Source organism: Rhizobacter sp. P2_D12 (assembly GCF_056404395.1).
In genome coordinates, this window is record NZ_JBFUEB010000054.1 from 1 (window position 1) to 25,206 (window position 25,206).

General features: G+C 71.3%; 21 protein-coding genes and 1 tRNA gene. 12 read left to right on the forward strand and 10 right to left on the reverse strand.

Annotated elements, in window-relative coordinates; all coding sequences use genetic code 11:
- Positions 1 to 460, forward strand: a 460-nt coding sequence (locus AC1DYN_RS18315; RefSeq protein WP_477962116.1) for a hypothetical protein, incomplete at its 5' end; no start/stop codon positions are given.
- A gap of 7 nt (positions 461 to 467) precedes the next feature.
- Here the strand turns inward: AC1DYN_RS18315 and AC1DYN_RS18320 are convergent.
- The 5 genes from AC1DYN_RS18320 to AC1DYN_RS18340 all read right to left on the reverse strand — a co-directional run bounded on the left by AC1DYN_RS18320 (position 468) and on the right by AC1DYN_RS18340 (position 4,344).
- Entirely contained in the window at positions 468 to 833 is a 366-nt protein-coding gene (locus tag AC1DYN_RS18320) for a hypothetical protein (protein ID WP_477962118.1), read from the reverse strand.
- Positions 834 to 911: 78 nt separating this feature from the next.
- Entirely contained in the window at positions 912 to 1,280 is a 369-nt protein-coding gene (locus AC1DYN_RS18325; protein WP_477962120.1) for a hypothetical protein, read from the reverse strand.
- The gene (locus AC1DYN_RS18330) at positions 1,277 to 3,427 is read right to left on the reverse strand and encodes a TIR domain-containing protein (RefSeq protein ID WP_477962122.1); all 2,151 of its coding nucleotides are present in this window, start codon (positions 3,425 to 3,427) and stop codon (positions 1,277 to 1,279) included. Before AC1DYN_RS18330 ends, AC1DYN_RS18325 begins: the two co-directional genes overlap by 4 nt.
- Positions 3,424 to 3,999, reverse strand: coding sequence for a hypothetical protein (locus AC1DYN_RS18335; RefSeq protein ID WP_477962124.1), 576 nt, complete (start codon positions 3,997 to 3,999; stop codon positions 3,424 to 3,426). The genes AC1DYN_RS18330 and AC1DYN_RS18335 overlap by 4 nt, the downstream gene beginning before the upstream one ends.
- Before the next feature lie 102 nt (positions 4,000 to 4,101).
- Positions 4,102 to 4,344 (reverse strand): hypothetical protein, encoded by a 243-nt coding sequence (locus AC1DYN_RS18340; RefSeq protein ID WP_477962126.1) that lies wholly within the window; start codon positions 4,342 to 4,344, stop codon positions 4,102 to 4,104.
- A 115-nt stretch (positions 4,345 to 4,459) separates the two neighbouring features.
- On the opposite strand from AC1DYN_RS18340, the gene AC1DYN_RS18345 reads away from it, so the two are divergent.
- A complete protein-coding gene (locus AC1DYN_RS18345) occupies positions 4,460 to 5,386 on the forward strand; it encodes an alpha/beta fold hydrolase (protein ID WP_477962128.1) in 927 nt (308 codons plus the stop codon).
- Positions 5,387 to 5,398: 12 nt separating this feature from the next.
- Here AC1DYN_RS18345 and AC1DYN_RS18350 read toward each other — a convergent pair whose 3' ends face one another.
- Both AC1DYN_RS18350 and AC1DYN_RS18355 read right to left on the reverse strand, forming a co-directional pair.
- Positions 5,399 to 6,157, reverse strand: coding sequence for a substrate-binding periplasmic protein (locus tag AC1DYN_RS18350; protein ID WP_477962130.1), 759 nt, complete (start codon positions 6,155 to 6,157; stop codon positions 5,399 to 5,401).
- A 38-nt stretch (positions 6,158 to 6,195) separates the two neighbouring features.
- The gene (locus AC1DYN_RS18355) at positions 6,196 to 7,734 is read right to left on the reverse strand and encodes a methyl-accepting chemotaxis protein (RefSeq protein ID WP_477962132.1); all 1,539 of its coding nucleotides are present in this window, start codon (positions 7,732 to 7,734) and stop codon (positions 6,196 to 6,198) included.
- A 149-nt stretch (positions 7,735 to 7,883) separates the two neighbouring features.
- Here AC1DYN_RS18355 and prfB point away from each other — a divergent pair.
- The 9 genes from prfB to AC1DYN_RS18400 all read left to right on the forward strand — a co-directional run bounded on the left by prfB (position 7,884) and on the right by AC1DYN_RS18400 (position 19,865).
- Positions 7,884 to 8,988, forward strand: a protein-coding gene (gene prfB / locus AC1DYN_RS18360; protein WP_477962134.1) for a peptide chain release factor 2 whose coding sequence is annotated in 2 segments (ribosomal slippage) — positions 7,884 to 7,964 and positions 7,966 to 8,988 — 1,104 coding nt in all. Because the reading frame shifts where the segments join, the coding sequence is not laid out codon by codon here.
- Positions 8,988 to 9,650 (forward strand): HAD family hydrolase, encoded by a 663-nt coding sequence (locus tag AC1DYN_RS18365; protein WP_477962136.1) that lies wholly within the window; start codon positions 8,988 to 8,990, stop codon positions 9,648 to 9,650. Before prfB ends, AC1DYN_RS18365 begins: the two co-directional genes overlap by 1 nt.
- 18 nt (positions 9,651 to 9,668) lie before the next feature.
- A complete protein-coding gene (gene pepN / locus AC1DYN_RS18370) occupies positions 9,669 to 12,365 on the forward strand; it encodes an aminopeptidase N (protein ID WP_477962180.1) in 2,697 nt (898 codons plus the stop codon).
- Complete coding sequence (locus tag AC1DYN_RS18375) at positions 12,362 to 13,387, forward strand: class 1 fructose-bisphosphatase (RefSeq protein WP_477962138.1); 1,026 nt, start codon at positions 12,362 to 12,364, stop codon at positions 13,385 to 13,387. The genes pepN and AC1DYN_RS18375 overlap by 4 nt, the downstream gene beginning before the upstream one ends.
- 27 nt (positions 13,388 to 13,414) lie before the next feature.
- Positions 13,415 to 13,490, forward strand: a tRNA-Thr gene (locus AC1DYN_RS18380).
- 109 nt (positions 13,491 to 13,599) lie between these two features.
- The gene (locus AC1DYN_RS18385) at positions 13,600 to 14,721 is read left to right on the forward strand and encodes an AAA family ATPase (RefSeq protein ID WP_477962140.1); all 1,122 of its coding nucleotides are present in this window, start codon (positions 13,600 to 13,602) and stop codon (positions 14,719 to 14,721) included.
- Positions 14,718 to 15,164 carry a bpX5 domain-containing protein gene (locus AC1DYN_RS18390; protein ID WP_477962141.1) on the forward strand — a complete coding sequence of 149 codons (447 nt, stop codon included), beginning with the start codon at positions 14,718 to 14,720 and terminating at the stop codon, positions 15,162 to 15,164. The genes AC1DYN_RS18385 and AC1DYN_RS18390 overlap by 4 nt, the downstream gene beginning before the upstream one ends.
- Positions 15,161 to 17,023: a hypothetical protein gene (locus AC1DYN_RS18395; RefSeq protein ID WP_477962143.1), complete on the forward strand. Its 1,863-nt coding sequence runs from the start codon at positions 15,161 to 15,163 to the stop codon at positions 17,021 to 17,023. The genes AC1DYN_RS18390 and AC1DYN_RS18395 overlap by 4 nt, the downstream gene beginning before the upstream one ends.
- Positions 17,010 to 19,865 (forward strand): bpX6 domain-containing protein, encoded by a 2,856-nt coding sequence (locus AC1DYN_RS18400; RefSeq protein WP_477962145.1) that lies wholly within the window; start codon positions 17,010 to 17,012, stop codon positions 19,863 to 19,865. The genes AC1DYN_RS18395 and AC1DYN_RS18400 overlap by 14 nt, the downstream gene beginning before the upstream one ends.
- A 9-nt stretch (positions 19,866 to 19,874) precedes the next feature.
- Here AC1DYN_RS18400 and AC1DYN_RS18405 read toward each other — a convergent pair whose 3' ends face one another.
- The 3 genes from AC1DYN_RS18405 to AC1DYN_RS18415 all read right to left on the reverse strand — a co-directional run bounded on the left by AC1DYN_RS18405 (position 19,875) and on the right by AC1DYN_RS18415 (position 23,120).
- Positions 19,875 to 21,443 carry a methyl-accepting chemotaxis protein gene (locus tag AC1DYN_RS18405; protein WP_477962147.1) on the reverse strand — a complete coding sequence of 523 codons (1,569 nt, stop codon included), beginning with the start codon at positions 21,441 to 21,443 and terminating at the stop codon, positions 19,875 to 19,877.
- Between the two features lie 128 nt (positions 21,444 to 21,571).
- Positions 21,572 to 21,988, reverse strand: a complete 417-nt coding sequence (locus AC1DYN_RS18410; protein WP_477962149.1) for a hypothetical protein — start codon at positions 21,986 to 21,988, stop codon at positions 21,572 to 21,574.
- 412 nt (positions 21,989 to 22,400) lie between these two features.
- Positions 22,401 to 23,120 (reverse strand): SDR family NAD(P)-dependent oxidoreductase, encoded by a 720-nt coding sequence (locus AC1DYN_RS18415; RefSeq protein WP_477962150.1) that lies wholly within the window; start codon positions 23,118 to 23,120, stop codon positions 22,401 to 22,403.
- 254 nt (positions 23,121 to 23,374) lie between these two features.
- Between AC1DYN_RS18415 and AC1DYN_RS18420 the strand changes: the two genes are divergently transcribed.
- Positions 23,375 to 25,129: a beta-1,3-glucanase family protein gene (locus AC1DYN_RS18420; RefSeq protein ID WP_477962152.1), complete on the forward strand. Its 1,755-nt coding sequence runs from the start codon at positions 23,375 to 23,377 to the stop codon at positions 25,127 to 25,129.
- Positions 25,130 to 25,206 lie beyond the last annotated feature (77 nt).

Sequence of the window (25,206 nt, forward strand, 5' to 3'; positions counted from 1 at the left end):
CGGCGCGCTGCGGGCGCGTTCACACCTCGCCGACCTGGCGCTTGCGATGGGTGAAGTGGGCGAGGCCGTGCGGCAGGGCCAGGACCTCGTGCGAGACCTGCGCGGTCGCCGCTCGCCGACCACGCTGTGCGGCGCCTTGCTGAACCTGATGCATGCGCAGCTGGTGCGCGGGTCGATCGACGATGCAGCCGCGCTCGCCCATGAAGTGGCGCAACTGGCGAGCGATTGCGGGCTGCTGTGGCAGGCGGTCGATACTCTGGCATGGCTGGCAGCGTGCCGCGGTCGTGTCGAGCTCTCGGCACGGCTGGCTGCGTGGTCTGACAACGCCTACCGGAGCCGCGACGAGCCGCGCACCGGGCCGCGCGCGCATGCGCGGCAACAGGTGCAGCAGGTGCTGGGGGCGCTGCCGCAGGCCGTTGCCCCCCTCGGCGACGACGAGGTCGTCGCCGCTTTCCTCTAGCGCCTCATCACTTCCCTTCGTTCTGCACCAGCGGATCGACGGTGGCAAACAGCCCGGTCGCCTGGCTCTGCGTCTTGACGGTGTAGGGATAGGCCAGCCCGTCCTCGTTCTGGTTCAGCACCCACGCCGTGCGACCGTCCGGGGACACCATCACCGGCCCGAAGCTCGACTCGGCCGCCGGGTCGAAGACGATCGCGCCCGTCGGCGGAAAGATGTAGCCCACGGTGTCGAGCCGCCAGGTGATCACCTGGTCGCCGTTCGGGTAGTTGGTCATGTCGAGCACTTCGGGGGACACCCGCGTCTCGTGGCCTTCAACCCCGGGTCGCGTGAAGGCGACGACCTTGACCAGGGGGTAGGTGATGGAATTGCTCATGGTTTTACTCCTCGGTTGACAACAAGATTTCTTCCAGCGGGTCCGGCGGGTCCGGGGATCGGCCGCCACGTCGCGCGATCACTTGCCTTCGTTCTGCACCAAGGGATCGACACTGCTGACATGGCCCGTTTTCGGGTCCTTCACGAAGACCGTATAGGTGTATGCAAGCCCGTCGTTGTTCTGGCTCAGCACCGACGCCGTGCGGCCGTCATCGGACACCAGGGCCTTGCTGAAGACCTTGGCCGCGCACGATTGGAAGACGATCGGGTCATCCCGGAAGACATAGCCCTCGGTCTTGAGCTGCCAGGTGAGCACCTGGACCCCGTCGAAGTGGGTCATGTCGAGCACCTCGGGGGAAACCTTCGTCTCGTGCGGCTCCTCGGCATTCGACGGATCCTTCTTGCAGGCGAAGACGTTCACGACGGAGGTGGGGTTGGTGGTGCTCATGGTTTTGCTCCTGGGTTGTTGACAAGGGTCTTGCTGCCGCCGCCACGGGCGGCCTTCAGCTGGTTCAGCAGCTCGGCGTATGCGGGATGCCGGTACGAGGTGCTGCCGACACGCTCGGCGAGGGCTTGCGCCGCCGCCGCGTCGCCCAATTGCAGGCGCGCACGCGCCAGGGGCGTGAGGATGGCGCCGTCGTGCATGTCGGCATAGGGTCCGAGTTCGGACACCACGAATTCCCGGTTCCTGCGCGCTGCGGCGTCGTCCCGACCGCGCTGCAGCCCCGCCAGCGCGAGGGCGGCGTTGGACAGCTCCACCGCCAGCTTGGCCCGATCCGGCGTGTTCGCGACCAGCTGCGGCGCGTGCACGTCCAGGAACTGCCGCAGGCTGCGCTGCAGCTCGCTCGCCTGTGCGTCGGTCGACAGCGCCGCCGCCAGGCCGAGCCGCCGCCCCGTCAACCGGATCGCGTAGCGCATTCCGAGCGAACCGGCGGCGTTCAGCTCGTCGACGCAGGCCGCGACCCGGCCCAGGCCGGCGGCGGCACGATCGCGCTCCCCCTGCGCCAATTCGATCTCGACCAGCCGGATGCGGCTGAAGCACGCATCGCCGCGCCAGAAGAGGTTGTCGGGATCGACCTGGACCAGCCGTTCGGCGATGTCCAGCCCCTCGCGCACGCTCGCCAGGGCCTGCGGCAGCTGGCCCATCGCGAGTTCGTACTGGCTGATGGCGTTCCAGGCACTGAGGATGCCGCGCTGCGCTGCGCGGTTCTTCGCCGACTCGGGCACGCTGCGGAAGATCTCCATCTTGCGCCGCTGCTCGGCCAGTGCCGCCGGGTAGTCGCCCAGCAGCTCATAGGCATCGGCCTGCCAGCCGTGGCTGTGCGCGAGCTCCAGCGCCAGCTCCGGCCGCGCTGCCGCCAGCTCGGCCAGCAAGGCGCCCGAATTGCGCAGCGAGCGCAGGGCCTCGCTCGCCTGGCCGGTGGCGAGCTGCACCATGCCGACGTTGCCGTGGGCGAAGGCCACTTCGGCGCGCCAGTCCAGGTTCTTCGGGTCGAGGCGCACCAGGCGCTGGCTCAAGGCCAGGTACTCGTTGAACTGGGCACTCGCCGTGGCCGCATCGGCGCGCTTCCAGGCCGCGTAGCCGACCCAGTAGACGCTCTGCGAGTGGTCGAAGATGCGCTGGCCGTCCTGCGGCGATTGCGCCACCAGCCGGGCCGTCGTGGCAGCCGCCTGCTCGAACGCGGCCTGGGCCTGGGCCGGGTTGCCGCGCAAATCGCGGATCTCGCCGATCAGGTGCATGGCGCGCGAGCGGTGCCCGAGCGCCGTCGCATCCAGGCGCTGCGACGCCTGCGAGGCGTAGTACGCCAGCGCCTTCTCCCCCACCGAGTCCAGCACCTCCAGCCGCCCAACCGGCTCCAGCTTCTTGCGCAGGTCGCCCAGCATGAACTCGATCAGCCCTTCGGCCTGCGCGCGCTGGTGCTGCGCCTCGTTGCGCGCCTGCACCGCCAGCACCGCGAGCAGCGCGAACACCACCACGCCCACCACCGAGGCCCCGGCGATGCCGGCCAGCCAGCGCAACCGGCGCTGCGTGTCGCGCTGCACCAGGTCGTCGAAGCCGACGCCGATCATGCCGGCCAGCAGCTTCAGCGCCGCGCGCCGCGGTCCGTCGCCCTCGGCCCGCATGTCGGCCGCGATCGGCTCCAGCGGCTCGCCTTCGGCCAGCCCCTCGGGCGTCAGCGCGAAACGCAATGCCGGCGGGAAGCACTCGCTCGCCTCGCGGCCCGGCGTGTTGCTGGCGAACGGTTCGCCCGACGCGATCAGCGCCAGCACGCGGCCCTCGCCATGCAGGCGCTTGAACTCGACGATCTCGCGGTTGACCCACGGCGAGCGCGCGGCATCCGGCGTGCAGACGACGATCAGCCAGCGGCTGGCCGCCAGCGCCTCCTGCACGCTCGCCTTCAGGTCGGCGCCGGCGTTCAGCTCGTCGCGGTCGCGGAACAGCGGCGACAGCCGGGCCGGCACCGGCCCCTGCGGCGTCGCGCGGCCGACCAGCCGGCGCGGCACGCGGTAGGTCTCCAATTGGCGCTGCAGCCGCCGCGCCACCGCCTTGTCGTGGTGGCTGTAGCTGACGAAGGCCCAGTAGCGGGGGTTCATCGGCGCGCGCCCGCCAGCCGCGACAGCAGCGCATCGATGCGCCGCGCGTCGCAGCGGCGCCGGCGCAGCCCGGCCGGCTGCAGCCAGATCATCTGCGGGCCGCGCCGCGGGTTGGGCGACAAGTGGATCACCGGGACGCCGCGGCGGCAGGCCTCTTCGACCACCTCCGCCGTGCCACCGGTGCCGCGCGATGGTGCACCGTCCCACAGCGCCAGCAGCAGGTCGGCCTGGTCGAGCATCGCGTGCCCCGCGCGCAGGTAGTCGCGCCCGGCCAGCCCGGCGTGGCCATCCAGCTCGGTCACGCGGGCCGCGTCGGCCAGCAGCGCGCGGAACTGGCGCCGCGACGCCGGGTTCGCGAACTCGCGCGCATAGTCGTCGCGCGGACGCGGCAGCACCGCGTGCAGCGTGTAGCCGACGTGCAGGCCCAGCGCGGCCAGGTGGCGGTCGCTGCCTTCGGCCAGGTTGGACAGCAGCACCGGCTCGATGCAATGCGATGCGCGCGCCAGCCGGGCGAGCAAGGGCGCCACCTGCGGCGTGATCTGGTTCAGCTGATGCTGGGAGATTCGGTTCAAGCGATGCCCCGTGACGCCCACGTGCAGGCCACGTGGCGCCCTCCTCGGCGACACGCATCCCCCCCCGGGCAACACCACTTCGTTACTGCGGAACAACACGGGTCAGTCCAGCTTTTCCTTCACGGTGGACAGTCCCTCGTCCCCGAGCATAGGGCGTGAAGACCCCGTCCCCGATGACGGGGTGGTGCGGGCATTGCCGGCGGAGGTCGGAAGTGCGCAGGAAATCACGAGCGGCGCCGGGCGCGCCAAGGCGTGGAAGCCCGCGAACAAGGCGGCCATCGCCAGGACGGCGCCGGCGATGCGAACGTTCGAAGTGTTGATGAGGGTCTCCCGGATCGACTGCATGGGTCGCATCGTCCCGCCCGATGGGCCCCGCCGTCCTGAAGCCGGCCTGAATCGTCCTGAAGCGCTGTCCCTGCCTCGACAGACAGGCCCGGCGGGGGCTTCTAAGATCCCCTTCATGACCGACACCCCCTACTCCCCGCGCCGCCCCGGCCGCAGCCGCTTCGTCGACCTGCGCGGCCTGCGCTACCACCTGCACGAATGGGGCGACGCCAGCCAGGCCGGCCCCGGGCGGCCGACGCTCGTGATGCTGCACGGCTGGATGGACGTCGGCGCCTCGTTCCAGTTCGCGGTCGACGCGCTGGCCGCGATCGAGGGCGAAGTGCGCCACGTGATCGCGCCCGACTGGCGCGGCTTCGGCCTCAGCGATTCACCCGGCAGCGACTGCTACTGGTTTCCCGACTACCTGGGCGACCTCGATGCGCTGCTCGACACGCTGCCCGGCGCACCGCAGCCGATCGACCTGCTCGGCCACAGCATGGGCGGCAACGTCGCGATGGTGTACGCCGGCGTGCGGCCCGAGCGCATCCGCCGCCTGGTCAACCTGGAAGGCTTCGGCCTGCCCGAGACCCGGCCGGCCCAGGCGCCCAAGCGCTACCTGCAATGGCTGGACGAGCTGAAGCAGCCGATGGAGCTGCGCCCCTACGACAGCCTGGACGCGGTGGCCGAGCGGCTGCGCAAGACCAACCCGCTGCTGCGCCCGGACCGCGCGGCCTGGCTGGCCGGCCACTGGTCGCGCCCGGACGCCGACGGCCGCTGGCGCATCCTCGGCGACCCGGCGCACAAGCGCGCCAACCCGGTGCTCTATCAAAGGGCCGAGGTGCTGGCCTGCTGGCAGCGCATCGCCGCCCCGCTGCTGTGGGTGGAAGGCGACCAGACCGACGTCGCCAAGTGGTGGGGCGACCGCTACCCGCGCAGCGATTTCGAGGCCCGCCTCGCGCTGGTGCCGCAGGCCGAGCGCCAGCTGTTGTCGCCGGCCGGGCACATGCTGCACCACGACCAGCCGGAGGCGCTCGCAGCGCACCTGGCGCGCTTCCTGGGCTGAGAGCGTCCTGGGCTAGAGCTTCCAGCCGTACCTGGCCGCGATGTCCTTCCAGGCCGGGTCGGCCGGCATCTTCGCGACCACCGCGTCCAGCTCCTTGGCCAGTTCGGGCTGCTCCTTCGAGACGAACATGTGGCGCGTGAAGCTCGCGTGGTACTTGCCCGAGACGTGCAGCTTGTCGAGCCCGAAGCGCGCGTTGCTCGAGGTCTTCAGGTAGTAGCGGAAGATGCTCTCGGGCAGCAGGGTCACGTCGATCGTGCCGCTGGCCACGTTCTTCAGGTTGCTCAGCTCCGCCGAGGTGTCGGCGCTGCGCGGCAAGGCCTCCAGCCCGGCATAGCGGTTGCCGGTGACGCCGCCGAAGCGCAGGCCCCTCAGCGAGTCGGGGCCGTCGTACTCCACCTTGCGCGCCGGGTTCGACACGATCAGGTTGTTGTCGGTCATCAGCGGCGCGCTCCACAGGAACTTCTTCTTCTCGGCGTCGCCGACGAAGGGCGGCGCGAGGAACAGCGACACGCCGTCGAAGCGCGGCCCGGCCAGCATCTGGTTGAACTGGTCGCGCGGCAGCACCTCCAGCTTGAAGACGTACTTGCCGGCCAGCTTCGCGTTCAGGTAGTCCACCAGGTCGGCGGCCAGCCCGCCCTCGCCGCCCACCTGGAACGGCACCGACTGGTAGGTGTTGTAGGCGGTGACCGCCTTCTGCGCCTGGGCGGCGTGGCAGGCGAAGGCGGCGCCGGCGACGAACAGGGCGCTGGCGATGAGTTGACGTCGTGACATGGGGGACTCCGTGGGTTGGGACAGGGAAAACAGGGAGGTCAGGCCGCCTCGGGCAGCCTGAAGCGGCACACGACGCGCGCCAGCCGGCCGGCCTGGTCCTTCAGGACCTCGGACGCGGCCGCCGACTGCTCGGCCATCGCGGCGTTCTGCTGCGTCGCGCTTTCGAGGGCGCTCATCGACGCGCGCAGCTCGCCGAGCCGGCCGGTCTGCTCGGACGACACCTCGCTGACCTGTCGGATCAGCGCATGCACGCTGCTCACCGAGCCGACGATGTCGCGCATCGAGGCACCGGCATCGCTGACCAGGCGCGCACCGTTGCCGATCTGCTGCACCGATTCCTGGATCAGCTGCTTGATCTCGCGAGCCGCCGCGGCACTGCGCTGCGCGAGGCCGCGCACCTCGCCGGCCACGACCGCGAAGCCGCGGCCCTGCTCGCCGGCCCGCGCCGCCTCCACCGCGGCATTCAGCGCGAGGATGTTGGTCTGGAACGCGATCGCGTCGATCACGCCGGTGATGTCGGACACCTTGCGCGAGAAGGCGTCGATCTGCTGCATCGTGTGCACCGCCTCGGCGGCCACGGCGCCGCCGCGCCGCGCCACCTCGCAGGCCTGCAATGCCGAGTGGCTCGCCTGGCCGGCGGCCTGCGCGCTGCGCTCGATCGAATCGCCCAGCTGCAGCAGCGACCCGGCGGTCTGCTCCAGGCTGGCCGATGCATGCTCGGCCCGGGTCGACAGGTCCTGGCTGCCTTCGGCGATCTCGGTCGAGGCCTGGCGCACGCCGTCGCTCGACGCGCGGATCTCGCGCACCGACGCCGCCAGCTGGCCGACCGTGTCGCCCAGCGACGCCAGCAGCCGGCCGACCTCGTCCGCCCGGGCCGCCGGCACGCGCACGTCGAGGTGGCCGTCGGCCAGCGCGCGGCTGATGCCGAGCGCGATCGAGATGCGGGCCACGACGTCGCGCACCGACCATGCCGCCACGCCGATGGCAGCGGCGGCCGCGGCCAGCGTCAGCAGCACCATCGAGGTGTTGGCGCGGCGCGCGGTCGACTGCACGGCGGTCGCCGCCAGCGCGGCCTGGGCATCGCTGGTGGCCGCCACCTCGGCGACCGCCCGGGCGGCGGTGTTGAATTCACGGCCGGCCTGGGCCAGCAGGGACTGCGAGGTGCCCGGGTTGGCCGCCGCCGCCGCGACCGCGCGGGCCGCCAGGTCGCCGTAGCGCTGCAAGGCCTTCGCGGCGGCCTCGGCCCGGGCCGCATCGGCGGCGTCCAGCAGCGGCGCCAGCGCGCCGAAATCGGCCGCGATCGCGGTGGCCTGCGCCTGCACCTGCTGCCCGGCCGCCGCGATGCCGGCGGCGTCCAGGCTGTCGATGGTCACGATGCTGCGGTACATCGCCCCGTCGGCGCTCGCCAGGCGCTGCGACAGCTGCCCGAGCGAGGCCGCCACCTTCAGCTGGCGCGCCTGCAGGTCGGCAAAGCGGGCTTCGAGGGTGCCGATCGACGAGACGGCCACGCCGCCCGCCACCACCAGCATCAGCACGGCCAGCGACGGAGCGATCAGGATGCGGTGGAGCAGTTTCATGGAGCGCGAACCTCGGACGGACATGGCCAGGGATATCGGAGCCATCCGTCCATCACCCCCCGGGACAACCGCACTACCCGGTACACCCGTACCGGCCTGCGCTCCACCATGCGAAAATCCCGCGATTCACCAGATCACGGAACTGCACCATGGACGTCGAACACATCAATGCCATCGGCAACACCCTGGCCGACCTGACCCAGCGCACGGTCGGCCTCCGGGGGTATCTTTGACTACGATCGCAAAGCACTGCGACTGAACGAGGTCAACGCCGCGCTCGAGAACCCCAAGGTCTGGGACGAGCCGAAGCGCGCGCAGGAACTGGGGCGCGAGAAGCGCACGCTGGAGCAGGTCGTCGAGACCATCGACCACCTCACCGGCAACCTGGCCGACAACACCGAGCTGTACGAGATGTCGAAGGCCGAGGGCGACTTCGACGGGCTGCAGGCGATCGAGGCCGAGACGGCCAAGCTCGCCGAGATCGTCGACGGCCTCGAGTTCCGCCGCATGTTCAACAACCCGGCCGACCCGAGCAACTGCTTCCTCGACATCCAGGCCGGCGCCGGCGGCACCGAGGCCTGCGACTGGGCCTCGATGCTGCTGCGCCAGTACCTGAAGTACGCCGAGCGCAAGGGCTTCAAGGCGACGCTGGAGGACGAGTCCGAGGGCGACATCGCCGGCATCAAGAGCGCGACCATCAAGATCGAGGGCGAGTACGCGTTCGGCCTGCTGCGCACCGAGACCGGCGTGCACCGCCTGGTGCGCAAGAGCCCGTTCGACTCGGCCGGCGGGCGCCACACCAGCTTCGCGAGCGTGTTCGTSTACCCCGARGTCGACGAYWCSATCGAGATCGAMATCAAYCCGKCSGACGTGCGSAYCGAYACCTWCCGCGCGWSCGGCGCCGGYGGYCAGCACATCAACAAGACCGACTCGGCGGTGCGGCTCACGCACATCCCGACCGGCATCGTCGTGCAATGCCAGGACGGGCGCAGCCAGCACAGCAACCGCGACGTGGCCTGGAAGCGCCTGCGCTCGCGCCTGTACGACCACGAGATGCGCAAGCGCATGGAAGAGCAGCAGAAGCTCGARGACWCCAAGACCGACGTCGGCTGGGGCCACCAGATCCGCAGCTACGTGCTCGACCAGAGCCGCATCAAGGACCTGCGCACCAACGTCGAGATCTCCAACACCCAGAAGGTGCTGGACGGCGACCTCGACCAGTTCATCACCGCCAGCCTGAAGCAGGGCATCTGATGACGCAGCTGAAGGCCCTGCTCTTCGACCTGGACGGCACGCTGATCGACAGCATGCCGCACCACCACGATGCCTGGGTCGAGTGGCACAAGCGCCGCTCGCTCACCATCGACGCCGAGCGCTTCTTCGTCGAGACGGCCGGGCGCACCAATGCGGAGATCCTGGCCGACATGCTGCCCGGGCAGTCGCACGAGGCGCTGGCGGCACTGGCCGACGAGAAGGAAGCGATCTACCGCGACATCGCGTCGACCCGGCTGGCACTCATCGCCGGCACGCTGGAGCTGCTCGATCGGGCCGCTGAGCGCGGGCTGAAGCTGGCGGTGTGCACCGCGTCGACGCCGAAGAACATCGCGCTGGCCTACCAGCGCTTCGGCATCGGCGACAAGGTGCAGACCACCGTCAGCCCGGCCGACGGCCTGCGCGGCAAGCCGCACCCGGACATCTTCCTCGAGGCCGCCCGGCGCCTCGGCGTGGACCCCGCCGAATGCCTGGTGTTCGAGGACGCGCCGCTGGGCGTCGAGGCCGCGCGCCGCGCCGGCATGAAGGCCGTCGCGCTGACGACGACGATGGGCGCCGATGCATTCGCGGCGTTCGGCAACGTCGTGGCCGTCGTGGCCGACCTGCAGGACATCGAGTTGTCCCTCCCGTCCCATCATTCCTGACGAAAGAAGAACACCATGATGCGTGAAGGCACTGCACCGCTGATCCGCCGCGAGGACTATTCCGCGCCCGCGTTCTGGATCCGAAGCGTCGACCTGACGTTCGACCTCGACCCGGCCAAGACGCTGGTCATCAACCGCATGCAGATGGAGCGCAACACGCGGCTGCCGCCGCAGCCGCTGCGCCTGCACGGCGAAGAGCTGACGCTGACGCGCGTGCTGGTGAACGGCGAGTCGGTGGCATTCCGCCACGAGGACGGCATGCTGGTGATCGACAGCCTGTCGGACGTGCCCGAGGGCATGTTCACGCTGGAGATCCGCAACACCTGCGCGCCCGAGAAGAACACACAGCTGTCCGGGCTGTACACCTCGGGCGGCGGCTTCTTCACGCAGTGCGAGGCCGAGGGCTTCCGCCGCATCGCCTACTTCCTGGACCGCCCGGACGTGATGGCGGTCTACACCGTCACGCTGAAGGCCAGCAAGAAGGCCTACCCGGTGCTGCTGTCCAACGGCAACCTGGTCGAGCAGGGCGAGCTGGACAACGGCCGCCACTTCGCGAAATGGCACGACCCGTTCCCGAAGCCGAGCTACCTGTTCGCGCTGGTGGCCGCCGACCTGGTGGCGCGCGAGCAGCACATCCGCACGCGCTCGGGCAAGGACCACCTGCTGCAGGTGTACGTGCGCCGCGGCGACCTCGAGAAGACCGAGCACGCGATGAACTCGCTGATCGCGAGCGTGGTGTGGGACGAGGCGCGCTTCAAGCTGCCGCTCGACCTGGAGCGCTTCATGATCGTCGCGGTGGGCGACTTCAACATGGGCGCGATGGAGAACAAGGGCCTGAACATCTTCAACACGAAGTACGTTCTCGCCAACCCGGCCACCGCGACCGACGTCGACTACGCCGGCATCGAGAGCGTGGTCGGCCACGAGTACTTCCACAACTGGACCGGCAACCGCATCACCTGCCGCGACTGGTTCCAGCTGAGCCTGAAGGAGGGCCTGACGGTCTTCCGCGACCAGGAATTCAGCATGGACATGGCCGGCAGCCCGACCGCGCGCGCCGTCAAGCGCATCGAGGACGTGCGCCAGCTGCGCCAGATCCAGTTCCCCGAGGATGCCGGCTCGATGGCCCACCCGGTGCGCCCGGACAGCTACGTCGAGATCAACAACTTCTACACCGCGACGATCTACGAGAAGGGTTCCGAGGTCGTGCGCATGATGCAGACGCTGGTGGGCCGCGAAGGCTTCGCGCGCGGCATCACGCTCTACTTCGACCGCCACGACGGCCAGGCCGTCACCTGCGACGATTTCGCGCAGGCGATCGCCGATGCCAACCCCGACAGCGAGCTGGCCAAGCAGCTGGGGCAGTTCAAGCGCTGGTACAGCCAGGCCGGCACGCCGCGCCTGAGCGCGCGCGGCCGCTACGACGCGCCCACCCGCACCTACACGCTGGGCATCGAGCAGAGCTGCCCGCCGTCGCCGGGCCAGCCGGCCAAGGAGTCGTACGTGATCCCGGTCGCGATGGGCCTGGTGGGCCGCGACGGCCAGGCGCTGCCGCTGCAGCTCGAGGACGAGCCGGCCGCCGGTGCCACCGAGCGCGTGCTGGTGCTCAACGAGTCGCGCAGCTTCTTCACCTTCGTCAACGTCGACGTCGAGCCGGTGCCGTCGCTGCTGCGCGGCTTCTCGGCGCCGGTGATGCTGGCCGACCACCTGAGCGACGAAGACCTGCTGGTGCTGCTGAAGCACGACCCCGATCCGTTCAACCGCTGGGAGGCCGGGCAGCGCCTGGCGCTGAACCGGCTGCTGGCGGCGGTGTCGGGCGACGCCCCGGCGACCCTCGACGGCGCCTTCATCGAGGCGATGCGCGCGGTGCTGCGCCACCCGGAGCTCGACGCCGCCTTCAAGGAACTGGCGCTGACGCTGCCGAGCGAGACCTACGTCGCCGAACAGCTGGGCGTGGTCGACCCGCAGCGCATCCATGCCGCGCGCGAATCGATGAAGCGCCAGCTGGCCGAGGCGCTGCGCGACGACTGGCAGTGGGCCTTCGACGAGCACCAGGTGCGCGGCGGCTACTCGCCCGACCCGGTGTCGTCGGGCAGGCGCGCGCTGGCCAACCTGGCGCTGGCGATGCTGTGCCTGGATTCGACCCGCCGCGGCGACGCCGTGTGGCCGGGCCGCGCGTTCCAGCGCTTCAAGGACGCCGGCAACATGACCGACCGGCTGGGTGCGCTGACCGCGCTGGTGCATGCGCACGCCGAGCTGGCCGAGCCGGCGCTGCAGCGCTTCCACGAGATCTTCAAGGGCGAGCCGCTGGTGATCGACAAGTGGTTCGCGCTGCAGGCCGGTGCGCCCGAGAAGGACGGCCGCGTGTTCGCACGCGCCCGCCAGCTGCTGCAGCACCCGGATTTCTCGCTGAAGAACCCGAACCGCGCGCGCAGCCTGATCACCAGCCTGTGCATGGCGAACCCGGCCGCCTTCCACCGCGCCGATGCGGCGGGCTACGTGTTCTGGGCCGACCGGATGATCGAGCTGGACAGCCTGAACCCGCAACTGGCCGCGCGCGTCGCACGCGTGATGGACCGCTGGAGCAACCTGGCCGAGCCCTACCGCACGGCGGCCTGCGAGGCGCTCAAGCGCGTCGCCGCCAAGCCCGACCTGTCGAGCGACGTGCGCGAGATCGTCGGGCGCGCGCTGCAAGCCGGCGAGGTGGCGGCATGACGGAGCGCAGCACGCGGCAACGCATCAGCCTGACCCAATACCTCGTCGAGCAGCAGCGCCAGCACGGCCACATCCCGGCGCAGCTGCGCTTGCTGATCGAGGTGGTGGCGCGCGCCTGCAAGCGCATCAGCATCAGCGTCAACAAGGGGGCGCTGGGCGGCGTGCTCGGCAGCGCCGAGACCGAGAACGTGCAGGGCGAGATGCAGAAGAAGCTGGACATCATCGCCAACGAGGTGCTGATCGAGGCCAACGAATGGGGCGGCCACCTGGCGGCCATGGCCAGCGAGGAGATGGAAGGCATCTACGTGGTGCCCAACCGCTTCCCGCAGGGCGAGTACATGCTGCTGTTCGACCCGCTCGACGGCTCGAGCAACATCGACGTCAACGTCAGCATCGGCACCATCTTCTCGGTGCTGAAGAAGCCGGGCAGCCAGGAAGGCGTCAGCGAGAGCGATTTCCTGCAGCCGGGCTCGCAGCAGGCGGCCGCCGGCTACTGCGTGTACGGCCCGCAGACCATGCTGGTGCTGACGGTGGGCGACGGCGTCGCGATCTTCACGCTCGACCGCGAGGAAGGCGCCTGGCTGCTGACGCAGGACGGCGCGAAGATCCCCGAGGACACGAAGGAGTTCGCGATCAACATGAGCAACATGCGGCACTGGGCGCCGCCGATGCAGCGCTACGTCGAGGAATGCCTGGCCGGCAAGACCGGGCCGCGCGGCAAGGACTTCAACATGCGCTGGATCGCCAGCATGGTGGCCGACGTGCACCGCATCCTGACGCGCGGCGGCGTGTTCATGTACCCGTGGGACCAGCGCGAGCCGCACAAGGCCGGCAAGCTGCGGCTGATGTACGAGGCCAACCCGATGGCCTTCATCGTCGAGCAGGCGGGCGGAGCGGCGACCAACGCGAAGCAGCGCATCCTCGACCTGCAGCCCACGGCGCTGCACGAGCGGGTCAGCGTGATCCTGGGGTCGAAGAACGAAGTTGAACGCGTGACGGCCTACCACCGCGAAAACGCCTGATTCCCGGGCTATACTCTGCGGCTTCACGCCGGTGTAGCTCAGTTGGTAGAGCAGCGCATTCGTAATGCGAAGGTCGGGAGTTCGACTCTTCTCACCGGCACCAGATCGACGAAAGGGCCCGGCACACGCCGGGCCCTTTTCGTTTTGGCGTTTTCGTTTCGGCATCGACTCCTGGCAGACTTGCGCCTTCGCTTGCGCGCACGCCCCCGACCATGAGCCTCTCCCTGCACGAATCCGCCGTCCACGTCCGTGACGGCATCCGCAGCGCCACCGCGGGCCTGGTCGGCCGCGAGCAACTGGCCGAGCTGATCGTGCTGGCCGCCGTCGCGCAGGAGCACCTGCTGGTCATCGGCCCGCCGGGCACCGGCAAGAGCGCCGTGGTGCGCCGCGTCGCGCAGGCGCTGGGCGGACGCTACTTCGAATACCTGCTCGGCCGCTTCACCGAACCGTCCGAGCTGTTCGGCGCGGTCGACCTGAAGAAGCTGCGCGAAGGCACCGTCGAGACCGACGTCAGCGGCATGCTGCCCGAGGCCGAGGTGGCCTTCCTCGACGAGGTCTTCCTCGGCTCGACCGCCATCCTGAACACCTTGCTCGGCGTGCTGAACGAACGGCGCTTTCGCCGCGGCCACACGCAGATCGACTGCCCGCTGCGGGTGTGCGTCGGCGCCGCCAATGCACTGCCGGACGACGAGGCGCTCGCGGCCTTCGGCGACCGCTTCCTGCTGCACGCCTTCATCGATCCGCTGCCCGACCACCAGCTCGAGGCGATGCTGGCCGCCGGCTGGCAGTCCGACCGCCAGCCGGTGCAGCCGCAGGGCGCGATGGCCCACCTCGACGTGCTGTGCCGCGCGCTGCCGCTGGCGCAGCTCGAGCTCGCCCGGCCGGCGCTGGCCAACGCGATCCGCCAGCTGCGCCAGGCCGGCATCCAGCTGAGCGACCGCCGCATCGTGCGCGCACAGCGCCTGATCGCCGCCGCCGCGGTGCTGGCCGGCCGGCTGCAGGCGACGCCGGCCGACCTGTGGCCGCTGCTCTACGTGCTGCCGACGCGCGAGTCGCAGCACGCGGCGCGCGAGACGCTGCGCGAGCTGTTCGCGAACGCCACCCACCCCCACCTGCTGAGCGCGGTCGAGCAGGCCACGCTGCAGCCGATGTCGCGCCTGGGCCGGCTGCTCGAATCGGCCCAGTCGTGCATCGCGCGCAGCGACGCCGGCCGTGCACAGGTTGCCGAGGCGCTGCTGCGCGAGATCGACGCCAACTTCGCCGCCGAGGCGATGCCGGCCGACCTGGCCCTGTGGCGCGCGCGGCTGGTCGAAGCCCTGGTCGTCGCGGCGTGAGCCTGGCGCACAGCCTGGACTGGCACTGGCGCGCGCGCGCCGAACCGGTGGCGCCGCGTGCACTCGTCGCCTGGGGCGATGCGGCACGCCGCCTGCACGCGCGGCTGGTCGCGCGCGACACCGATGCCGGCGCAGCGCTGCAGGCGACGGCCAGCGGCGACATCCTGGTCGTCGGCGGCGACGCTGCCGCGCTGCCCTGGGTCGACGGCGGCCAGTACGCTGCGCCGTGCGCCGACGCGCCCGGGCTGTGGCTGCCGACGCTGTGGGAACCCGACGCGCCGCACGACCTGCTGGCGCGCGCGCTGCAACGCCGCCACGCCCGCCAGCCGCTGCTGCTGTGGCGCGAGCCGGCGGCGGTGGTGCCGCTCGACCGGCTGCTGCCGCTGACGCCGGCGCTGCTGGCGCGCATCGCCGCCCACTGGCACGCGTCGCCGGTGCCATGAGCCGGGGCACCGCACTGCCGGCCCCGCTGCAGCCGTGGGCCGACTGGCTGGGCTGGTTCGGCGCGCCGCTCGCGCCCGTCGTCGCCGAGCTGCTGCAGCGCATGCAGCCGCTGCTCGGGCCGACGCGCGGCCAGCAGCAGGCCGGCGCGCCCGAACCCGACGGCGTCGACGACCTGCGCCGCCGCGGCCCCTACGAGCGCCTGCTGGCCAGCGAATGGCTGCTGGCCGGCGAACTGCCCGACGAATTCATCCGGCGCGCCGCCACCGGCGAGCACCTGTTCCTCGCGCCACGTCCGCGCGCGCGGCGCAGCGGGCACCTGATCGTCGCGCTGTTCGACGCCGGGCCGTGGCAGCTGGGCGCACCGCGCCTGGCGCACCTGGCCTGGTGGATCCTGCTGGCGCGGCGTGCCCAGGCCGCGGGCGGCAGCCTGCGCTGGGGCGTGCTGCAGCAACCGGGCCAGTGGCATGCGGCCGACGACGTGAACGACCTGCGCCGGCTGCTGGTGGCGCGCCGCTTCGACAGCGTCGAGCCCGCGCACCGCGAGCAATGGGCCGCCTGGCTGGCCGCGCAGGTGCCGGAGCTGGGCGAATGCTGGCTCGTCGGCGGAGAGCTGCAGCAACTGCCCGCGCCGCTTGCCGGCGCCGCCCAGGCGATGGCCTTGCGCGCCGACGGGGGCGGCGACGCGTTGCAGGTGACCGTGCGCAGCGGCGCCCGGCTGCGCGGGTTGCAGCTGCCGCTGCCGGCGCCACGGCCGGCGGCCCAGTTGCTGAAGGGCGAATTCGACGAGCGCCCGACGGCCTCGCCGAAACTGCACACCCAGCATGCCCAGCGCCTGTCGCTGAAGTTCGCGCCGGTCATCGCGGACAGCGGCACGCGGGTCGCCGTGCCGCTGCTCGACGGGCACGGCGCGATGATCTTCCACGTGCCGCGTGCCGGCGACCGCCAGCCCGGCCGCCCGAAGCTCGTCCGCTGGGAGCGCGCCGGCCAGCCGCTGGCCGCGGGCTTCGTCGGCAAGTCGCTCGGCGTGCTGCTCAGCGTGCGCGACGCGCTGCTGTTCTGGCAGGTGCCGGGCCTGGGCACGCAGGCCCGGCCGCCGCGCGAACAGTTCGAGGCCACGGCCGGCAGCGCGACGCTGCTGCCCTGCATCTGGCACCGCAACGGCGGACAGACCCGCGCCTATGCGCTCGATGCGGCGCGGCGCCTCGTCTACTGGGTGCCCGAGCCCGGCGGCCGGCCGCGCGGTCCGATGCTGCTGAACGAGGACGTGCTGGCGATGGCACCGGCCGCGGAGCAGAGCATCGTCTTCGTCTACCAGCTCGCCGGGTGGATGTGGCTGCGCAGGGCGGGCCCGTCGGGCCGCGACGAGACCGCCCTGCAGCTGCCGGGCAGCGGCGCGGCCGACAAGGTGCTGCTGAGCGGCGGCCCCGCGTGGGCCCGGCAGCTCGGTGCGTGCGCGCTGCGCCTGAAGAATCACGGGCCCGACGATGCCGGCGAGAGCTGGCACGTGCTGCCCGCGCCGCTGCTGCCGCCCGCTGACGACACCGAACCCTGGACGGTGCACCTGCCGGCGGGCGCGCGTGCCATCGGCCTCGTGCGCACGATGCGCTGCACGCAGGCGCGGCTGGTGGTGCGGCCGGCGCACGGCACCGGCATCGCGCTGTACGGCAAGCTCGGCGCCGAAGCCACCTACGGCGTCCAGCAACCGATCGTGCGCGCCAGCGTCTGCCCGACCAGCGGCCTGGTCGCGCTGCTGACGAAGGGGCGCGAACTGCACGTCTATTCGGTGCCCGACAACGCGGCCCGGCTGGTCGCCCATGACAGCGCCGACACCCCGGCGAGCGACGATGCAAGCGCCTGAACGCCCGAACGCCCCGCCGGCCGCGGTGCACGCCCCGCTGCTGCAAGGCCGCCAATGGGTGGGCGCGCTGTGGTTCCCGGCCGCCGACTTCCCTGCCGCCGAGCGCGCGCGCCGCCTGCTTGCGCAATGGCACGCCGGCGCGTCGGCGCTGCGCTTCGCGCAAGGCGAGCTGCTGCTCTATGCGGCACCGCGCGAACAGCACTGCGAGGCGTTGGGCGGCTGGGCGCTGTGCCGGCAGGGCCGCGGGCTGTGCTCGGCGCCGCTGAGCCCGCACGAAGCCGCCGCGCTGCCGGCCGCCGACGTCTGGCTGGTGCAGGGCGGCGCGGTGATCGGCCTGGACCTGCGCGACGGCCAGCCGCTGGACCCGGCCGACTGGCTGCGGGTGGACGGCGCCGCGCTGCACGACACCCACGATTGCCGCGAGGCGCTGCCGCAGGCCGTGGTGCTGCTGCCGCAGGAAGCGCGCGAACTGCGCGAGGTGCTGGGCGACCGCGTCGGCCCGCCGAGCGAATCGCAGCGCGAGTTCCTGCAGGCGATGGCCGGACGGGCGCGCGATGGCGTCGCGCCCGGTGCGCCGGGCCGCCGCGGCGGCGGGGCCCTGCCGCGCTGGCTGCTGCTGTTCGTGCCGGTCGGCATCTTTGCGCTGATGGGCTGGCTGTCGACGCTCTCCGGCACATCGGACCTGGCCGCCCTGCTGGGATGGGCCATCGTGCTGGCGATCGCCATCGCACTGTTGCGCTCGCTGCGCGGCTCGGCCGGCGCGGCCGGACGGGCGGTCCCGGCCCGGCCCGCCGCGCCAGCGCCCGCAGCGCTGCCCGAACGCGCACGCCACGGCATCAGGCCCCACGCCTGGCGGCAATGGCTTGCGCGCCTGGCCATCGTCTCGCGGCTGTCGAAGGCCATCGGGCGGCGCCAGGCCGCCTACATCGGCAAGATGCTCGACATGTTCGACTCGGGCCGCCTCGACGAGGCCCTGCGCCATGCGATCCCGCTGGGCGGTGCCGCCGACACGTCGGTCGGCCAGGCCTTCGGTACGCCGGGCGCACGCAGCGACCTGTCGCTCAGCCGCGGGCCCACCGCGTCGACCCGCATCGAACTCGGCGACGAGCTCGACCGCCACCTGCGCAGCCTGTACCGGCGCGCCTTCGAGCAGCTGGACCGCGCCGGGCGCATCGACGAGGCGGTGTTCGTGCTGGCCGAGCTGCTGCATGCGCGGCAGGAGGCGCTGGACTACCTCGAGCGCCATGCCCGCCACGCACAGGCGGCCGAACTGGCGCTGGCCTGGGACCAGCCGCCCGCGGTGATCGTGCGCCTGCACTGCCTGGCCGGCGACTGGCGCCGCGCGATCGCCGTCGCGCGGCGCGACGATGCCTTCCAGGACGCGGTGCTGCAGCTCGGCGCCAAGTGGCCGCAGGCGGCGGCGCGGCTGCGCGAGGAATGGGCGCGCTCGCTCGCCGCGAAGGGCGAGTGGCTGGCCGCCGTCGACGCGCTGTGGCCGCTCGAGAACCAGCGCGCCCTCGCCGTCGACTGGTTGCTGCAGGCCGAAGCCGAGGGCGGCACGCTGGGCGCGCGCGCCCTCGTCAAGCGGGCGGTGCTGCTGCCGGACACCCTCTCCCGCTGCGCCGAGCCGCTCGACGCGCTGGCGCGCGACGCGGGCCTGCAGCACGAGCGCGAAGGCTTCGTCGATGCGCTGCTCGCGCTGAAGCAGCACCCGGCACCGCTGCCGCAGCTGGCCCGGCGGGTGCTGCCTGCCGTGCTGGCCGACCAGGGCGCGGGCCGCGGCCGCCTCGCGCGCAACGTGGTGCAGCGGCTGGTGACGCTCGCGAACGATCCGTGGCTCAACGCCGACCTGCCGCCGGGGCCGCTGCCGTCGCCGACCCTGCAGGCGCTGCGCGACCGTGCCGGCATGCTGCAGGGGCAGGTGCCGGCCGGCGGCGGCCTGCCGCTGCTCGACGCGGTGGTGCTGGACGACGGGCGCTACCTGGTCGCGCTCGGCGAGGCCGGCGCGGCCGTCGTCGATGGCCACGGCCGCGTCGTGTCGCGCTTCGCGGTGCCGGCCGAGCGGCTGGTGATCGCGCACAACCGCCGCGTGGCACTGTGCCTCGCGCAGCGCGACGGCCTGTGGCGCGTGAGCCGGCTCGACATCGGGCTGCGCCGCGCCACCGACCTCGGGCTGGGGGCGTTCGACGTGATGGCCGATGCGTTCGACGGCATCGCGTGGACGGTGGCGCGCGAGCGGCGCATCAGCGTGCTCGACACGCAGCGCTCGCTGCACGAGGCACTGTGGCAGGTGACCGACCTGCCGGGCGACGCACGCGCAATGTCCAGCGAGGGGAGCACCGAGCAGTTCGCGCTGGTCGACGGCCGCGGCCACGCCGAGCTGTGGCGCTACGTGCTGCCGCAGCGCCGGCTCGGCGCGCGCGGCGAAGCGATCCCGGCGCGGACGGTGCCGGGTGCCCGGCAGCTGCTGCACGGCAACGGCGGCGTCGTCGAGTTGTGGGTGCAGGACGAGGCCGGCACGCCCACGTTCGGCTTCAACCTGCATGGCCGCACGGGCTCGATCCCGCTGCCGCCGTGGAACGGCGTGCGGCTGGACGAACCGGCCAGCACGGCCGGTGGCTGGCTGCTGGCGCCGCTGAGCGACGATGCGTCCACGCACTGGCAGCTGGTGTCGCTGGGCACCGCACGGCTGCATGCCGGCGTGGCGGACTGGCCGCGCGCGTCGCTGCCGCGCGGCCGGTTGCAGGCGGGGCACGTGCTGTTGTTCGACCAGGCCGGCCGGCTGTGGCACCTGGACACGGCCAGCAGCGCGGTGCAGGCGCTGACCGTGCGCGTCTCCTAGAGCGGCCGCTCAGGCGGGCGCCAGCGCGTCCCCGCGCAGCTTGAACACCGCCACCGCCTCCACCAGCATCCGCGCCTGCTGCCTCAGGCTCTCGGCCGCCGCGGCGCCCTCTTCGACCAGCGCGGCGTTCTGCTGCGTGGTCTGGTCCATCTGCGACACCGCGTCGCCGACTTGCGTGACGCCCGAACTCTGCTCGACCGCCGCGGCGCTGATCTCGCCGACGATGTCGCTGACGCGTCCGATCGCCGCGACGATCTGCTGCATCGAGTGCCCGGCCTGGTCGACCAGCACCGTGCCCTGCTCCACTTGCTGCACGCTGTGGCCGATGAGCGACTTGATCTCGCGCGCCGCCTGCGCGCTGCGCTGGGCCAGGCTGCGCACCTCGCTCGCGACCACCGCGAAGCCGCGGCCCTGCTCGCCGGCACGCGCCGCCTCGACGGCCGCATTGAGCGCCAGGATGTTGGTCTGGAACGCGATGCCGTCGATCACGCCGATGATGTCGCCGATCTTCTTCGACGAGTCGTTGATGCCGCGCATGGTGTCGACCACGCGGCCCACCACCTGGCCGCCATCCTGGGCGGCGCTCGCGGCGCTGAGCGCCAGCTGGTTGGCCTGGCGCGCGTTGTCGGCGTTGCTGCGCACCGTGGAGCTCAGCTCCTCCATCGTCGCCGCGGTCTRCTGCAATGCGCTCGCCTGCTCTTCGGTGCGCTGGCTCAGGTCGAGGTTGCCCTGCGCGATCTGCGCGCTGGCGGTCGCGACGCTCTCGGCATTGCCGCGCACGCTGCCGACGATCTGCACCAGGCTGTTGCGCATGCGCTGCAGCGCACCGAGCAGCTGGCCGGTCTCGTCGCTGGATTCGACCTTCACCGACGCCGTCAGGTCGCCTTCGCTGACCTGGTCGGCGACCGCGGCGGCCTGCTTCAGCGGGCGCACGATGGAGCGCGTGACGGCCCAGGCGATGGCCGCGCCGAACAGCGCCGCGAGGCCGGCCAGGCCGAGCATCAGCACGCTGTCGGCACGCGCGGCGCCCTGGATGTCGCTCGCCACCCGGCGCATCTCCTGCTGCTGCGATTCGACCAGCGCATCGACCGCCTTGAAGTAGGCGTTCTGCACCGGCCGCACCTCGGTCAGCAGCATCGTGGTCGCGGCGGCATCGTCGTCGCCCAGGCCGAGCGCGATCGCCTTGTCGAGGGCCTGCTCGTACGGCGGCAGCGTGGCCGACACCGCCTTCAGCAGCTCGCGGCCGGCGCTGCTGCGCAGGCTGGCGTCGAGGGCGGCGATGATCTCGGCGTTCTTCGCGCGCATCTCGTCGATGCGCTTCTTCTCGGCCTGCATCGCCGCCGCGTCGGACAGCAGCACGATGTTGCGCACGCCGCGCGCGACGACGTTCTGGTTGTCCTTCATCTGCGACAGCTGCAGCACCTTGGCCATCTCGTGCTGGGTCAGGTCGCCCACCTGCTGGCTGATGGTGGCCATCTGCTGCCGGGCCGACAAGGCCATGGCCACCGCCACCGCGATCGTGATCAGGAAACCGGTGCCGAGTCGCTTGCCGATCGTGAAATTTCCGAGGAATGCCATGGCCGTCGTCCGCGGTACGCCGTGGCGGAAGCCACTTCCAGCGTACTCATCGCGGTATCGACGGCCCATGCACGCGCCTGAAGCGGGCAGATGTCAGCCAATGTGAACATCTCCCGCCCCGGTGGGACTTACTGCGCGTTGTGCGTCGCAGCGCGTTGCGCGCTCAGGCGGTTGCTGGTCTCGACGTTGTAACCGGCCAGTTCGCCTTGCTGCACGGTGCGGCCGATCAGCTTCATGCGCTGCTCGAACTGCTGCTGCGCGCTGCCGGCGAAGGTGCTGTCCGCCGGGGTGACCGAGGTTTCGCCGTAGGCGGCGGTGCGGCCGATCAGGGCCATGCGGGCCGCGTGTTGCTGGCGCTGTTCGGCGGCGCTCAGCAGCTTGCCGCTGTTGCTGTCCACATACTGGGCCGGGGCTTGTTCGCCGGCTTGGGCGGTGCGGCCGATCAGGCGCATTCTTTCGGCGTACGACGAACCGGTGTCGGCGAACACCGCGCCGGAGGCGGCGGCAAGGGCGAGGGAGACGGCGATGAGAAGCTTGCTGTTCATGATGAGTTCCTTGAGCAATGGTGGCAATGGGGCTGGGTTTCTTGCGGGTCGCCACGCTTGCTTCGCGTGTCCGGCTCGTTCGAACTCGACGGGTCGTCTGGGGAGACAAAGCATCGATGGGGTGAACTCTAGTGGTTAACCCTGGATTGATCGATGGCGGTTTGGCGAATTGATCATTGCTGAAAGGAGAACAATCAGCCCCTTGAACTCACTTCGAGGAGATCCCGCTGCACAACGAGGATGGCGAGGCCGGCGTGCCGGCACCGTGGAAGGCGTTCCGCGAGTGCGTGGCGCGCGCCGACGCGGTCAGCTGCTCGCCGGGTGCGATTGGCGGCTTCGGCAGCAACCACTACCTGCGGCAGTGCTGCAGAAGTTCGAGGCCTGGATCCAGCGCAACCGGCGCGCCGGCTGATCAGGCGCCGCCGCGCACCGGGATGGCCGCGCCGTGGATGGCGCGGGCCGCGTCGCTGCACAGGAAGACGATGACGCGCGCGATGTCGTGCGGCGAGGTCCACTGGCCGAAATCGGCCTTCGGCATCGCCGCACGGTTGGCCGGCGTGTCGATCGTGCCGGGCAGCACCGAGTTGGCGCGCACGCCGCTGCCGCGCAGTTCTTCGGCCAGCGCGGCCATCAAGGCCAGCACGGCGGCCTTCGAGGCCGCGTAGACGGCCGCGCCGGCCGCCGGCGCGACACCCGCCATCGCCGCCACGTTGACCAGCGAGCCCGCGCCGCGCGCCTGCATCGCCGGCACCACCGCGCGCAGCAGCGCATGCGTGGCGCGCAGGTTCATGTCGATCATCTGGTCGAAGGCGGCCGCATCCTGCTGCCACAACGGCATGCCACCAGCCCAGCCGCCGATCGCGTTGACCATCGCGTCGAGCCGGCCATGGCGTGCCAGGATCTGCGCGACGCTCGCGCGCACGGCCGCCTCGTCGGTCGCATCGAGCTCGATGCCCTGCACCGGCACGGCGCCGACACGCAGCTGCTTCTGCAGCTCGTCGAACGAACGGCGCTGCCGGTAGCTCACCAGCACGGTCGCGCCGGCATCGACGAAGGCCTGCGTCACGGCGCCGCCGAGCGCGCCGGTGCCGCCGGCCACGAGCACCACGGGGGAAGGCTGGGGTGGGGTCATGCGGGATTCCTCCAAAGAGGAGCGGATTCTGCCCCGGGATCGGGGTTGCAACGGGATGTAGCCCGCGATGGATGCCCCTGCGATCCCCGACAGGACCAACCGGATACCTGTGGGCCACGGCATGCCATGCCGGCACGCCCGCCTTGAAAGCGCTTTCGCACTTTGTTGCAAGCCGCCCGGGCGCAGCGGCGGGCGCCCTCCCAGAATCGCCCCCGAACGTCCGGCGCGGCCGGYGACCACACGAGGGAGCAGGGATGATGCGCATCGGCAAGGGATTCTGGGGATGGCTGCTGGCCGCACTGGCGGCGACGGCCTTGTTCGCCGCACCGGCGGCGGCGGCCGACTTCACGCAGGGCGTGACCAGTTCGGGCAGCAACGCGACGATCTGGTTCAAGTCCAGCGTCGCGACCACCTGGGTCGATGTGCACTACCAGGTCAACGGCGGCCCGCAGCAGAACCTGCGCATGCCGTACAACAGCGGCGCGGCCCGCCACGAGCAGCCCGTCACCGGCCTGGCCGCCGGCAACACGCTGAGCTACTTCTTCACCTACAACAACGGCGCACCCGCCTACGACACGCCGCGCTACAGCGCGACCATCGGCGGCGGCACCACGCCGCCGCCGGCCAGCGGTGCGATCTGCTTCTTCGAGCACGTCGACTACCAGGGCGCATCGTTCTGCGCCGATGCCGACAACGCCTGGGTCGGCAGCACCTGGAACGACCGCATCTCGTCGGTCAAGGTCAGGAGCGGCTACCAGGTCGACCTGTTCGACGACATCAACTTCGGCGGCCGCTCGCTGGCGCTCGGTGCCGACACGCCCAACCTGGTCGGCGTCAACTTCAACGACATCGCGTCGTCGTTCCGCGTGCGCCAGGGCGGCGGCGGCGTCGACCTGCCGGTGGGCAACGGCGTGATGACGATCAAGCTGGTCAACGCCACCAACGGCGCGTTCGCCGATTCGCAGGTGTACTGGTCCATCATCGGCTACGACCCGGTGACGCGCGTGCTGTCGCACGTCGACAGCAGCGGCCGGCTGATCCCGTCGGCGCTGGCCGACAACGACGCCGGCAACCGCGTGGTCAAGAACGGCCAGAACTACGCGAACTACTTCAACAAGCTGAGCGACGCCGGCTGGGTGTCGATCCCGAAGATCGATTCGGGCCGCATGTTCATCAGCCTCGGCTCGCCGATGTTCATCAAGATCAACACCGCCGGCGACGGCCGCCTGGGTTTCGCCGGCCCCGACCTGAACAACCCCGGCGACCCGAACCAGGACGTGAACTTCGAATGGATCGAGTTCACCGTCGACAACAGCGGCTACCACGGCAACACCACGCGCGTGGACCAGTTCGGCTTCCCGCTGAAGACGCGCCTGCTCGGCGAGGACGGCTACGACCGCACGCTCGGCGAGAACCAGTCGCGTGCGCAGATCTTCGCCGACTTCGAGGCGCTGCCGCAGGCCGAATTCCGCGCCCTGGTGCAACGGCCCTACCGCATCATCGCGCCGGCCAAGTCGGTGTTCGGCGCCGGCCGCGCGCAGGGCAACTACTTCCAGTCCTATGTCGACCAGGTCTGGAGCCGCTACGCCGGCACCGACCTCGTCTTCAGCGCCGAGGCCGGCACCTTCCGCGGCCGCGTGATCGGCAACGACTTCGTGTTCTCGAAGGACGGCGGCCCGCAGAACCTCTACATCCGCGGCAAGCCGACCACGCAGGGCATCCTCGAGGCCTCGGGCAACCTGGCCAGCGGCAACTCGCAGGAGCTGGTGGTGCAGGCGCAGATCGCCGCCGCCTTCAACCGCCACCTGCTGATCAGCGTCGACCCGTCGCAGTGGAGCAACTCGGCCGCCTACTACCCGGCGGGACCTGCCAACTACTACGCGAAGTTCTGGCATGACCACAGCATCGACGGCCTGGCCTACGGCTTCGCCTACGACGACGTGCGCAGCAAGAGCACGCTGCTGGAGCACCCGAACCCGCGCGGCATGATCGTCACGGTGGGCTGGTAGCCCGGCGGTACGCCTGTCCGCCCGGCCTGCGCTCAAGCGCGGGAGCCCGGGGCCGATAAGTGCAAGAGCGCCGCCCG